We start from the raw sequence: 13635 nt of genomic DNA on the forward strand, positions 1-13635 counted from the left end.
CATTTCATTTATCTTTAGTCTACAAAATACCAAATAGGTTATATCAATTATTAGCTTAAAACCAATTTTAACTGTAGCCATATTTCAGGACTAGAAATTAAAAAATGAACTACAAATATTTAACACCTCCTGAATTGAATTCAAAAGTCAAGCTAAGACAAATTCATTTTAGGTTTGATAAAACTCGTATATTTTCATTTTTAAGCTTTCCTATAGGTGATATTTGTTCTTTGTATAATAATTCTATTAAATCTCAAATTGAAAAGGATTTAGAATTCCAAAATAAAATTAAAAAAACACCATATCCAACAGAAATAGAAACACCTGATGATTATTCTGATTTGAGAGAGAATCAATTTATAGATCAAGAGGCTCATCAGCTAAATTCAATGAACAGTTATTTAAACCAAATGACAGCCGTATTTATTTGGTCACTATTAGAGCAAACTGAAAATAAATTAATTAACTATATAGAAAAAATTAAAAAAGAAGAAAATCACTCAGGGTTTGGTAATTGGAAAGACAGAAAACAATATTTTAAGGATTGGAACATAGAATTACATAATTTAAATAACTACAATACTGTTCTCGAATTACAAAAATTTAATAATAAAATTAAGCATCTAGGAAAAGTAGACAGTGAACTTTCAAAAATGCCAACTTTTAGAAATAAATTGAATCAACCACTTGAATATATTACAATTCCTATTGAAAAATATCTTAATAGTTTTTATACATATCTTATAGACCTCTTTTGTGAAATTGAACATAAATTTTTTGAGTATAAATTAAATGAAGACTATAAAAACTAAAGGTAACACCGGCTAAACTTCATGTGGGTTTTGTGCTAACCTCAAAGTTCTGTGTATATTTACTAGGTCGCCAAATCTTGTTGATTTGGCTTTGTGAAAACCAAAGAAACAAAACCAAACAAAAAGCTTCGGCTTAGTGCATGTTCGAAAATCTTGTCGATTTTCACCCGCACAAAGCCTAGACAAAACCGTTGTAAATAATGCCGAAAAAACTCATAACGAATGAAATACGCTGAATTTAATATCGACACGAATAAAATAGAATTTTTGAACTCTGTTCTCGGATTTGAGAATGTTCTAATAAATGGAAACAAAATTTCGAATAAATTTTCTATAACAGGAATTGAGCACAAATTCGAAATAAACTCTAAAAATTATATTTTAAAATCTAAAGCTAAATTATTTGCAAAAGATGGAATTAACATTCAACTCTCTGAAAATGGAGAACTAATCGAGAACATAAATCTTGAATATAATAAAAAACACAGATTATATTGGATGGTTTTTGGAGTATTTTTTGGTTTACTAGGTTTTAAACTTGGAAAAATATTAGTTGAAACTTTAACACACTAAAAAAAAACAACTAATTAAAACTGAATTTCGATTTTAGCATATCTAATCTTGAATTTAAAAGTTGAAAATCTGAATTAATTAGTGGAACTGAAAAAAACACTATTTACAACAAAGTACTGTGGTAAAAAACAAGTAAAAAAGCATTAACTTTTCACTAAAGTACTTCTTTATGAGTCATCATATATTAAAGCCAGTTTTTCACTCTTCCCTTTGTTTACTATCCGCTCCTAAAGTTCCGGACATACACTATTGGCTTTACAAGCGTTTAAGAGCTACAGAAAATAAAATTAATCTGTAGAACAACATATTATTTAAATTATCTTTAGACTACAAAACACCAAATAGGGTATATCAATTATTAGCATAAAACCAATTTTTAACTATAGCCGTATTTTCGGGACTAGACATTATGAAAAAAACTCTGATATTGTTAATAATCCTGCTGACTTCAAATTTAGTTGAAGCACAGTTTATAAAAGAAAAATCAATAAGTGCTCAAGTTGGATATGGACTGAGCGCACCAAATAATGGGGCTGATGATGTTGTAGACAATGGTTTTTTTGCTCAAGGAGAATTAGTCCTAAAAGTAAAATCTTGGATTGAATTCAGACCATATGCCGGTTTTATATTTACCAATTCTAATGGAGAAGACCTTAATGGTAATCCCACGAATGAAAAAGGGGAAACAAAAGCCTTTTTACTTGGAGGAAAAGTAAGAGTTCGTGCACCAATTCCATGGGTGGCACCATACGTTGAAATTGGAGTTGGAACTTCAATTGGAAAATTTGAAACATTAACCGCATTTGATAATATTGATAAAAGTGGAATTATTTACCATGTTCCATTTTCATTTGGACTTGAATTAGGAAAAAATAATAATGTTGATTTAGGATTTGCTTATTATATACAACCGTCTGTTGAACAGTATGCAGGAGCCTTTGCGGTTGGAATAACATTTCCGCTGAATAATATATAACGTACCACAACAAAGAACAGGGGCAACAAACGACACTCTCCCTTATAACATTTAAGAAATACCTTATTTTGGTACCGTTTAATATTTAAGGCGCTTATAGGCCGTAAATTGAGCTGTATCGAACGTTACAGTCCGCAGACCTAAACGTAGGAAGCAATTGCAGAACGGATTGGAACCATTACATTAAAAAGTATAGCATAGAGACATCCTTTTGAAAACATTCAAAATGAGAAGCTATATTTTATTTTTATACCTATCGGATTTCTAAAACCAGTAATTCCAAATTCTTAAAAGGTCAATCTTAAAATTGAAGTAAAAAACAGTACTCATCCATAATATTAGATACAATAGACAACTAAATTGTATCGCTTCCAAAAGCATAACAAGTGGCTAAAAAGACCTATTCCATACTTATCTGTAACCAAACACAATAAAAAAAGGCCTCACATTTCTGTGAAGCCTTGTAAACTTAGTAGCGGGAACTGGACTCGAACCAGTGACCTTCGGGTTATGAGCCCGACGAGCTACCTACTGCTCTATCCCGCGATGTAAATCCTAAAACACCAAACTTAGCTTTTAACTTTCAGCTCATAATACTGATCTTGTTGTTTCGGACTGCAAATATACGACCCTTTTTTGATATAACAAGCATTATTTCAAAAAATATTTAAACTAATTTGCAGTGGCCTGAAAATCCGAAAGTTCGCCTTCTAAAAAAGAGACCTGTATCTCTATTGGATTACAACAAACCTCACAATCTTCTATATATTGTTGCTTAGAAACTCCTGTATCTAATAGCATAGAAATGGTTTCCCAACAATGCGGACAAGTAAAGAAATGTTCGAACATACGTGATTATATATTATTTTCAAGGACTACCTTAGTTATGGTCTGTAATGACACTCTCATTCTCTATATCTATAGACAAATAGCCTACAGGCATACGGTCTGTAAAGCTATAATACTCCTTATTAAAGTCGTTTTTCTTTAACATTAAAGTGGTTAACTTATTTAGGTTGCCTATCGATTTTGGCAAGTATCCAGTAAATTTATTGTTGGTGATAATTAATTCTTCTAAATTATCCATCTGGCCTAATTCTATCGGCAGTTCTCCTTCAAAGTCATTGTCATGTAAACTTAGGTGCTCTAAGTTTGGTAGGCTACATAATTGCTTAGGAAAATATCCTGTAAAATAGTTTCTTCCCAATTGTAGCATTTCTAAGTTTTCTAACTTCGCGTAGGTCGATGGCACATTTCCTTTTAACTTATTATGGTATAAGCTTAAAAACTGCAACTGTTTTAGGTTTCCAATTTCGGCAGGCAAATACCCTGTAAATTCATTTAAGAATAACTCTAGGCTTTTAAGATCCCTTAACTGTCCTATAGAACGTGGTATTGGTCCGCCTAATTTATTAGACGCTAAATTAAGTTCTTTTAAGTATCGTAGTTCACTAATACTCGAAGGCAACTCTCCTCTTAAATTATTACTTGGTAAATAAAGGGCCACCACATGATCGTCACTAATAGTTACACCGTACCATGCTTCTGTGGGTTCATTTAAATTCCAAGGAATTTTCCAATGTTCGCCATCTGTGGCGTAGTATAAATTAACAAGAGCTTTCTTTTCACTAAGCGGAATGTCTGCCATAGCAAAAAACGATGATAATAAGCAAATGCAAGAAAGTAGAATTGTTTTCATATCTAAAAAAGTTGGGCGCTACAAATTAACACAAAAAATCAGCTTAACTCCATTTTTTTTCGACGAACAACAATATTTCTTAACTTCCTAAGGTTTCAAGTTCCATTTGCACATCTTCCCAATCCGACATTAATGCGGTGAGTTTCTTTTTCTTCTTATTATAATTATCAAAAAAACCAGGTTTTGTAGACAGTTCATCGTAGTTAGAAGCGAGGTCTAAATCTGTTTTTTTAATCTCTTTTTCTAATTCACTAATTTGAGATTCTATTTTACTCAATTTATTATTTAGAGATTTTAATTTCTTCTGATCTTCATAAGAGGTTGCCGATTTCTCTTTTGGCTGATTTTTAACCACATTACGCTTTTCGACTTCTCTTAAATTCTGAACGTTTCGTTCTTCTAAATAGAAATCGACATCGCCCAAATATTCTTTTAGTTTATGGTCTTTAAATTCTACCACCTTATCTGTTAAATTCTGAAGGAAATCACGATCGTGAGATACAAGTAGCAACGTTCCCTCAAAACGTTTTAAAGCGTCTTTAAGTACGTTTTTAGACTTTATATCTAAGTGATTGGTTGGCTCATCCATGACCAAAACATTAAAAGGCTGTAACATTAATTTGGCCAATGCTAAACGGTTTCTTTCCCCTCCTGATAATACACGTACATACTTGTCGGCTTCTTCTCCTCTAAACAAAAACGATCCTAAAATGTCACGAACTTTACTTCTGTTCTTTTCATTTGCCGCATCAATCATGGTATCTAAAACGGTTTTATTTCCGTCTAAATACTCGGCTTGATTCTGAGCAAAATATCCGATTTGCACATTATGTCCCAGTTTTAAATGGCCGCCATGCTCTAACTCACCAACTATAATTTTAGCCAACGTAGATTTCCCTTGTCCGTTTTGTCCAACGAAAGCGGTTTTACTATCACGCTCGATATGCAAACTAACACCCTGAAGTACTTTTTTATCGCCGTATTCTTTAACAATATCATTCGCTTCAACAACCACTTTTCCAGGAGTAACAGATACCGGGAAATTTAGAGTCATCACACTATTATCGTCTTCATCGACTTCAATACGATCTATCTTATCTAACTTTTTAATAAGCGATTGTGCCATGGTAGCTTTAGACGCTTTAGCACGGAACTTCTCGATTAGCTTTTCAGTTTGCTCAATTTGCTTTTGCTGATTCTTTTGAGAAGCCACTTGCTGATCTCTAATTTCCTGACGTAAAACTAAAAACTGAGAATAGGCTTTCGGGTAATCGTAAATACGACCTAATGAAATCTCTATGGTTCTATTAGTAACATTATCTAAAAACATCTTATCGTGAGATACAATAGCGACGGCTCCAGGATAATTTTTTAAGAATCCTTCTAACCAGATAATAGATTCTATATCTAAGTGGTTAGTAGGCTCATCGAGTAATAGAATATCGTTATTTTGAAGTAATAACTTAGCTAATTCTATACGCATTCTCCAACCTCCAGAGAATGTATCTGTAAGTTTATCGAAATCTTCACGCTGAAATCCTAAACCCTGTAAAATACGTTCTGTATTTCCTTGGTAATTATAACCTCCAATAATTTCGTATTGGTGTTGTAAATCGTTTAAGTCGATCATGAGTTGGTGATACGATTCACTTTCGTAATCCGTACGAGTAACAAACTGCTCATTTATATACTCCATTTTCGCTTCCAATTCCTTTATTTCTGTAAAGGCCTGATACGCTTCTTCTAAAACAGTACGTCCTAAAACAAAATCTATGTCCTGTCTTAAAAATCCTATTTTTAAATCTTTATCTGCCGAAATCTGACCAGAGTCTGGTTCTAGATCTTTAGATAAAATTTTCAGCATGGTAGATTTTCCGGCACCATTTTTACCAATTAAACCAACCCGGTCTCCCTGACCTAGTTTAAAGGTAATCTCTTCGAATAAATATTCACCCTGAAATGAAATAGATAAATTATGAATGTTAAGCATAGAATTGTTACAAATGTTACCAAACATTAAGCGATTAAATCTTAAGTTTGTGTTTTAAAATTGATTGCAAAAATACATTAAATAAAATGTTTACAAAAGGATCGAAACTATATAGTATTTTCACAGGTGCTTGTCCGAAGTGTCATCAAGAATCTATGTACGTAAACAAAAATGCGTACGTGCTTTCAGATACTTTAAAAATGCATGAGCATTGTTCACACTGCCACACCAAATACAAAATAGAACCTTCCTTCTTTTATGGCGCAATGTACGTAAGTTATGCCGTAGGTATAGCTTTTGCCGTGGCCGCTTTTGTAATTAGCCATTTATTTTTAGGATCTGGCCTGGTAACCGCCTTTATTGCCATAGTTTGCACGTTAATTGTCTTTATGCCAATAATTATGCGTTGGTCTAGAAACATTTGGATAAATATGTTTATGAGCTACAATAAAGATTTAGTTAAGAAATAGAAGCATAATCAGATTCATATCTTTTTATATCTATTTCCGTATCCAGCTCACCGCCATTCTCGATCGCATTGTATAGTTGCTTAGCCACATATGGTCCAATTAAAACACCACGAGAGCCTAAACCATTTAATATAAACATATGCTTATGTTCGGGATGAGCGCCTATTAAAGGTCTTCTATCTTTAACTGTAGGGCGTACACCGGCAACCTGATCTACAATTTCAAAATCGCATGTTATAAAAGATTTTAACTTGCTTAGCAACTGGTTTTTCCCAGCCTCTGTTGTATTATTGGTTTTATCGTCTCTTTCGTAAGTCGCTCCAACTTTATATAAATCGTTACCCAAAGGCATGACGAATACGCTAGACTTAAGTAAAAAATTTATGTTTAATTCTGGCGCATGAATAATAAGTAATTCGCCTTTTGAACCTTGCAAAGGCAAATAATTAAAAAACGGATTCTGTTTTAAACCAAAACCTTCTGCAAAAACAACATGTTTTATCTTGTAATCCTGATACATAAAACCAGACGCTGTAGGCTCTAATGCCTTATACAAGAAAGGACGTTCTACTAGTTCTCCATTACGTTTAAGATAAGCGCGATAGGATGCCATTAAAAGCGCCGAATCTACTCGTCCAGTTTGAAGCACCTCGCCAAACCCAAAATCGGCATTAATATGCGCGTTGGTGTTCTTTATTAATGTTGTTGAAATAAATTCGCCCACATTAACTTTATCGGATGCCGCGAACCAATTATTTTGTTCTTCTGTAGATACAAATCGGCGATACACCGGAAGTTTATAATCTACCGTTATATTAAGTTTAACTTCTAAATTTTTATAAAATGGTAAGGCTAATTTTAATTGTTCCTGACTTTTCCATACTGCTGTAAATCGTTTTAAGACTACGGGATTATACATCCCACCAGCAACTGTAGAAGACTGTTGAGATTGATTATCGAAAACCAAAACAGACTTATTATGCGCTTTAGCTTCTTCTATAAAAGAAAGCCCTGCGAAGCCACAACCTACTATTAAATAATCTACTTCTATCATTTGGTAAAGATACTATGAATAAAAATTGAGTTTATAAAAAAAGGCTCACAAATTGCGAGCCTTTTTCTATATTATAATGTGTCGTAATTAGTATGACCACATATCTAATTCGAAGTTTCTAATATTTTCTTTAATTCTATCAGATTCTAACAACTGCATTAACGCATTATCTGCGATATATTCTTTCACTTCTCTGTCTCCAAAAACATTTTCTTCTTTAAAGATATAGCCGTTAAAACGTCTAGAGTTTAGGATAAGATCGAATGAAAAAGGTACGGCGCTGTTATTGCTATTAAACGCTTTAGCTTCATGTAACACTTGTCGAGCATCTGGATAGAAAATCCAAAACAACGGAATTAATTCTGGTGTTTCTGCATCTAAAAAGTTAACATCTGGCGCAACTGGAGCAATACCTAACAAACGGTATTTTAACTCTGACTGACGTTTATCGAAATACCATAAACCTTTAATCCAGTATTCAGTAATATCGTAAGACGAAATTTCTCGTCTTCTTATGTACTGTTCGTCTACTCTACCTTCGGCATTATACTGCTCGTAACCCACATCTGTTGTATCGACTAAAGCTAATGCATCTTGAATATCTCCTAAAGTTCTTTTTGTTGTAAAGTAAGAATCGTCGTAAATATTTTTGATTTTCCCTTGCTTAATACTTCTTAAAAGCACATCGTAAAGCGAACGTCTGTTACTTCCAATATTATTTGTATCTACAGGATAGTACAATGGAAAATTAACACGCTCGTCTAATACAATTTTTTCCCAAACCATTTTAGAATACAATACATCTCGATCGTCTACATAGCCATATTCTAAGGGTCTATCACTGTCTAATGCGATTTGAGCACTAGTTCTCTGACCAATTTCCTCAGGGCTTTTTGCGTTTAAAATGTTCATTTGAGCAAAGGATGCTGAAGCGACCATTATACAACCAAGAGTTAATAAAAAATGTTTATAAGTCATTGTTTAAAAATTTAAAATATTTTGCGAACCTTTACAATTTAAATGTTTCAATTTTAATTAGATAGTTCTATTAAGATCGGAGATACTTTTTTCAATTTGTAAGATGAATTACCGCTAATTTGAGCTTTAATATCAAAAATTGTTATACCGTCTCCACGTCTTGCTTTACGCAAAGCAGCACTTGCTTTACTATTAAGTTTAGTACCACCAACTGTAATGGTTGGTTGTCCTGGAATTTTAATTTTAAAAGAGGTTACTTGTAACGGTAAATCGAAATCGAAATCGTCTAATTTCGCGCCAATCGTTGCAATCTCTAAGTTGTTACGTTGCATAGTAACGTTACCATCTTCACCACGAATAGTTCCTGTTGGACTTGGAATATCTTTAATTCTAAATGTTGCATTATCCGACACACCATTTCCGTTAGGCAAAGTACCATTAACTTTAATAGTTACTTCTCTACCTTGTCCAGGATTCATTACATATTTCCCTACTCCAGATGCTTTCTTTAATCCCGGTGCACTTGCAGTTACTTTATTATCTGCAATACCAGCAAAAGATATAGTCATTGGGTTTGAAACTCCACGGTATACTACATTCATTTTATCTGCAGAAATTGTAGCAGAATTTGGCATTGGAATAGTAGCGAAAGTAGATTTAACAGGAACCTCGACAGGCTCTCCATCTTGCATGAATGTTAATTTACCTTCAATAACATGCTCTCCAGGGTTTCCTGTTCCGATGTTAAGCTTCACCTTACCGTCTTCTACAGTATACTGAGATTCTGATAAAGGTTTACCATCTAAAGTTAATTCTACTTTATTTGGTCTTGTAGATCCATCTTTACGTCCTAAAACAATGTTACCATCAAAGGTTTCACCATTAAAGTAAGCCGATTTAGAAGTTTCTAAAAGCGTTGTATAATTTGTCATAGAAGCTTCTGCGGCTAAAGAACCCGCTAACATTCTATTTAAAATTTCTGAAGACGTACTTTTAACGTCTGCTTGTAATTGTGTAATTTTTGTTAAAGAGGCTACTAAAGGAAATCCTTTATAGTTATAATCTAACCAATCTATTTCTTTACCATCTCTATTTGTTACCGGTGCTGTACTAAACTCCTTCTCTACATCTGCTGCAATAGGAGCTAATTTAGGATCTGATTTCAAGATTTCTGAAACTCCATCTCTAAAACTTGCAATTTTATTTAAGAATTCTTCTCCTTCTGGCTTATAACCATCTCCTTTAAAGAAATAGTTATCTAAGAAGTCGGTCTTATCCATTGCTTCATAATCCTTAGGATCATCAGTTTTAGCAAGCATCTTAGTTTTTAAATCGGCTAAATAAGCATTAAAATCAGTTACTAAATTTTTAACTTCTCCCGCTTTAATCTTTAGTGATTTAAATTTTTCTGGTTGTTCTTCTGCTTTCAAATCCAAACTTGTTAACAATGCTTGATTTCGCACTGTAGCCGCTTGATTAGAATTTTCCAGCTTTTCATTCATAGAACCAAATGCTGAAAGCACTTCTTTTGACATATTCAACGCTAGCATCGCGATGAAGATTAAATACATCAAGTTTATCATTTTCTGCCTTGCAGATAAATTTCCTCCTGCCATTACTAATTAGGATTTTAAGTTATTAATTATAGAACTTTATATTCTAATCAGATTATTTTTTATTCATTGCTGTAAGCATGCCACCATAAACACCATTTAAAGATGATAAGTTAGACGCTAATGATTCCATCTGTTCTTTTAATTTCTGAGCGTTTTCAACAGATTCTTTGTTGATTGCAGCTTGACGACTAGCACTTTCTAATTGAACTTTATATAAACTATTTAAAGATTCCATTTGTGAAGCCGCTATAGACATTTCTTCACCATACTTTTTAGTAGAAGCAATTGAATCTACCGCTGGGCCAATACCTTTTGCAGCACCTTCAAAATTTCTAATACTAGAACCTAAGCTAGTCATTAATTGAGCATCGATTTTAGCATCTTTTAATAAGTTATCTAATTTCTTAGATAATAAACCTTCTGCATCTGTTGGTTCAGCTACAACTTTTTTACTTTTTACAGTTGGTGTTCCTCCAGCTAATTCTGGATATACTTTAGACCAATCTAATTCATCATCTACTGGTTCAAAAGCAGAAATCGCAAAAATAATTGCTTCGGCAACCAGTCCAATCGTTAACATTACGTTACCCGTTAAAGGCCCTAATTCGAAGTGAGTAATTTTAAATAATGCACCAATAATTACTACAGATGCTCCAAGCCCATAGGCCATGTTAATGAATTTCTTAAAACCTTTTGATTGTGCCATAATTTCTAAGTTTTGGGTCTTCCCCTGTTTGGTTGATTAATATTGTTTTTTTTCTCGGGTATTAAATTATCTACGATTACTAGTAATATCTGTTCCCATATAATCTTGAACAGTTCTAAAACCAATATAACTTCTTGCAGAATCTGCATACTCGTAATCTCTTGAACTTACTTGTAAGAAATAGGCAACATCTTTCCAAGAACCTCCTCTAACTACTTTACGTTGGTTGTTATTATCGTTAACACTTGGATTAATGGTTGAAGAATATTCGTAAGATGCAGGATCGTAAGAAGAATTTACCCATTCTGCAACGTTTCCGGCCATATTATATAAGTTATAATCGTTAGGCTCGTAAGATTTTGCTTCAACAGTATACAAAGCTTGATCTGCCGCGTAGTCTCCTCTTAATGGTTTAAAGTTTGCTAAGAAGCAACCTCTATCATCTTTGGTATAAGGACCTCCCCAAGGATATGTTGCCGCTTGTAAACCGCCACGTGCAGCATATTCCCACTCTGCTTCTGATGGTAATCTAAAAGAGTTTACCAATTGTTTGTCTTTACTTTTTTGATGCGAATTTTTATATAATGTTCTCCATTGACAGAAGGCATTAGCTTGTTTCCAACTCACACCTACTACAGGATAAGCTCCGTAAGCTTCGTGCCAAAAATAGTCGTTATGCATTGGTTCGTTATAAGAATATGCAAAATCTCTAATCCAAGCTGTAGTATCAGGATATACTTTAATCTCTTCCTGCATAACCACATCGCTACGCTTAAGATTTCTATCTTTAGCCGCTTTCTGAATATCTAAGTAAGAAAATTGAAATTTAAATTTGTTTACATCCCAAGTACGTTGCCCATTGTAAGACTCTTCTAAAGGAATATGCATCGTATCCATAACCTCAGCATAAAACTCGTCTGGATATTCAGCTTCATCATAAATAAGTTCTACACGCTTATTTAATTTTCTTCCTTCGTAACCTGTTGGTCCGAATCCACTGTAATTATCTAGCATGTATTTTTCGTACACCGTCATACTTGCTGTGTCTACATCTGTAAAAGCGTACTCACCAATACCTCCATCTTCTGGTGTGCGCCCTACTTCATCTGCTAAGATTGCAAGTTTTGTTCTAATAATAGAATCGCGAACCCAGCCAACAAATTGTCTGTATTCACTGTTAGTAATTTCCGTTTCGTCCATATAAAATGCACGAACAGTTACTGTTTTTGCCGGTGCGTCTTGAATATTTGCTAAATCGTCGTCTGCTTTCCCCATTATAAATGAACCACCAGGAACAAGTGCCATCCCGTAAGGTTTTTCAGGATGCCATTTCTTACCTCTAACCCCAATTAGCTCACCTTTGTCGCCAGAACCACAACCAATTAATACTGCTAAAACGACCGTTAATAAAATAATTTTTCTCATATCTATAGCAAACTTTTAGATTCTAATTGGAATCTAAATTTTAAAAGTGTAAACATATTTATATATTTTCTAATAAGCAATTATTCTGAAGAAAAAATGGGCGTTTAGTCGATAAAACCTGACGTTTAACGATATTAAATACATTTCATCTGATTTTATTATGTATTATACACAATTTTTCTGATATGCTTTAAACCACCTCTCCGGAATTTGATTATTACATGCATCTAAATAATCTTGATGCATACATGGTAATAACGTATGTCTCTTTAATTTATTATTAATTTCATTTAAAAATGGAATCTCAATCCACCATCGCCCAGTCTTTATACTTTTGTAAAAAATAAGCTCTTCAGAATCGACTAACGTTATAAATTTCTGATAGATAGACTCATCTTTAAAGTCACTATCGTCTACTCTATTATTTAATCCTTCTATAAAATACCAAATCATTTGAGAGATTAGTCCGCATGTAATATCGTCGTCTTTAGAGGGATTATATTCAAAAATACCCAAAGCACTCACTTTATTACTGATACCTGCATACCTAGTAATGGCACAAATTTCTTTACCGTCTAAACCGTTGGGAGATACTTTTTGATTTAAACTCACTTCCGAAGCTTTTAAAGATCCCATATCTACAGTCACAATATTGGCATCGCGCATAACAGGCTCTACTAAAGTAATATCGTTAGACACTTGCCCTAAACGATACGCTTCAAAATATAAGGTTTCCATTAAATCTATTTGCTCTTGCGAATTAAAATAGGTTTGGTAACCAATGGCCGCGTAATTAAATAAATTATAAGGTTCCTCTAAAACAATCTTTCCTACAAAACTATCATTCTTAATAGGTTCTGTTAAATCTCCTAAATCGAACTTACTATCTACATTCACAATGTTTACCATTGGAATAAGATTATCGAATGCACGATACATAGGATAGGTTAGATCTTGACTGCCGCCTAAAACTAATGGAATTATATTTAATTTCACTAATTCTGCAACTGTTTCTTTTAACGCAAAATACGTATCTTCTACAGTTTCACCTTTATGTATATCTCCTAAATCGGCTATAGTTGTACTCCAACTACCAGGGAACAACTTATACAAGGCATTACGGATTTCGTTTATATTAAAATCTTCACCTATATAATTAACAGCATTTCTATTTTCTAAAACACCTATAATTGCGACATCCACCCCCTGAAGATTGGGCATGCCGTCTTGTTTAGAATGTATTTTTAATTTTTGTCCGAATGCTTGTGGCGACAATAACTCGTTATGTGCCAAAACAACTTCGGGTACAGGAGCCAGAAAATTAAGGTCGGGCATG

General features: G+C 33.4%; 13 protein-coding genes and 1 tRNA gene. 4 read left to right on the plus strand and 10 right to left on the minus strand.

From position 1 onward, the window contains the following. Positions 1-104: 104 nt before the first annotated feature. The 3 genes from ACKC83_RS02360 (at position 105) to ACKC83_RS02370 (ending at position 2361) form a co-directional block, all read left to right on the plus strand. The gene (locus tag ACKC83_RS02360) at positions 105-812 is read left to right on the plus strand and encodes a hypothetical protein (RefSeq protein WP_434036900.1); all 708 of its coding nucleotides are present in this window, start codon (positions 105-107) and stop codon (positions 810-812) included. Between the two features lie 222 nt (positions 813-1034). After that, positions 1035-1385, plus strand: a complete 351-nt coding sequence (locus ACKC83_RS02365; protein ID WP_414036797.1) for a hypothetical protein — start codon at positions 1035-1037, stop codon at positions 1383-1385. 409 nt (positions 1386-1794) lie between these two features. Continuing rightward, positions 1795-2361: a hypothetical protein gene (locus tag ACKC83_RS02370; RefSeq protein ID WP_434036901.1), complete on the plus strand. Its 567-nt coding sequence runs from the start codon at positions 1795-1797 to the stop codon at positions 2359-2361. Positions 2362-2834: 473 nt separating this feature from the next. On the opposite strand, the gene ACKC83_RS02375 is transcribed toward ACKC83_RS02370, so the two are convergent. From ACKC83_RS02375 to ACKC83_RS02390, 4 genes are all read right to left on the minus strand, one after another. Further along, positions 2835-2907 (minus strand) — tRNA-Met (locus ACKC83_RS02375). Positions 2908-3033: 126 nt separating this feature from the next. Then, positions 3034-3210, minus strand: a complete 177-nt coding sequence (locus ACKC83_RS02380) for a CPXCG motif-containing cysteine-rich protein (protein ID WP_434036902.1) — start codon at positions 3208-3210, stop codon at positions 3034-3036. 31 nt (positions 3211-3241) lie between these two features. Beyond that, complete coding sequence (locus tag ACKC83_RS02385; protein WP_434036903.1) at positions 3242-4060, minus strand: leucine-rich repeat domain-containing protein; 819 nt, start codon at positions 4058-4060, stop codon at positions 3242-3244. Between the two features lie 79 nt (positions 4061-4139). Then, a complete protein-coding gene (locus ACKC83_RS02390) occupies positions 4140-6050 on the minus strand; it encodes an ATP-binding cassette domain-containing protein (RefSeq protein WP_434036904.1) in 1911 nt (636 codons plus the stop codon). 86 nt (positions 6051-6136) lie between these two features. Between ACKC83_RS02390 and ACKC83_RS02395 the strand changes: the two genes are divergently transcribed. Next, positions 6137-6520 carry a DUF983 domain-containing protein gene (locus tag ACKC83_RS02395; protein WP_414036792.1) on the plus strand — a complete coding sequence of 128 codons (384 nt, stop codon included), beginning with the start codon at positions 6137-6139 and terminating at the stop codon, positions 6518-6520. Here ACKC83_RS02395 and ACKC83_RS02400 read toward each other — a convergent pair. From ACKC83_RS02400 to ACKC83_RS02425, 6 genes are all read right to left on the minus strand, one after another. Beyond that, positions 6510-7574 carry an NAD(P)/FAD-dependent oxidoreductase gene (locus ACKC83_RS02400; protein WP_434036905.1) on the minus strand — a complete coding sequence of 355 codons (1065 nt, stop codon included), beginning with the start codon at positions 7572-7574 and terminating at the stop codon, positions 6510-6512. The two genes, ACKC83_RS02395 and ACKC83_RS02400, sit on opposite strands and share 11 nt — an antisense overlap. Before the next feature lie 87 nt (positions 7575-7661). Beyond that, positions 7662-8552, minus strand: a complete 891-nt coding sequence (gldN, locus tag ACKC83_RS02405) for a gliding motility protein GldN (protein WP_414036790.1) — start codon at positions 8550-8552, stop codon at positions 7662-7664. Between the two features lie 53 nt (positions 8553-8605). Beyond that, on the minus strand, positions 8606-10168 hold the full coding sequence (gldM, locus tag ACKC83_RS02410) for a gliding motility protein GldM (RefSeq protein ID WP_414036789.1): 1563 nt from the start codon (positions 10166-10168) through the stop codon (positions 8606-8608). 52 nt (positions 10169-10220) lie between these two features. Next, a complete protein-coding gene (gene gldL, locus ACKC83_RS02415; protein WP_434036906.1) occupies positions 10221-10874 on the minus strand; it encodes a gliding motility protein GldL in 654 nt (217 codons plus the stop codon). A 66-nt stretch (positions 10875-10940) separates the two neighbouring features. Next, positions 10941-12299 carry a gliding motility lipoprotein GldK gene (gldK, locus tag ACKC83_RS02420; RefSeq protein ID WP_414036787.1) on the minus strand — a complete coding sequence of 453 codons (1359 nt, stop codon included), beginning with the start codon at positions 12297-12299 and terminating at the stop codon, positions 10941-10943. A 165-nt stretch (positions 12300-12464) separates the two neighbouring features. Continuing rightward, complete coding sequence (locus ACKC83_RS02425; RefSeq protein WP_434036907.1) at positions 12465-13634, minus strand: formimidoylglutamase; 1170 nt, start codon at positions 13632-13634, stop codon at positions 12465-12467. Position 13635: the final 1 nt, after the last annotated feature.

It is taken from the genome of Formosa bonchosmolovskayae, from assembly GCF_051016085.1.
In the GTDB taxonomy this organism is placed as follows: Bacteria; Bacteroidota; Bacteroidia; order Flavobacteriales; family Flavobacteriaceae; genus Formosa.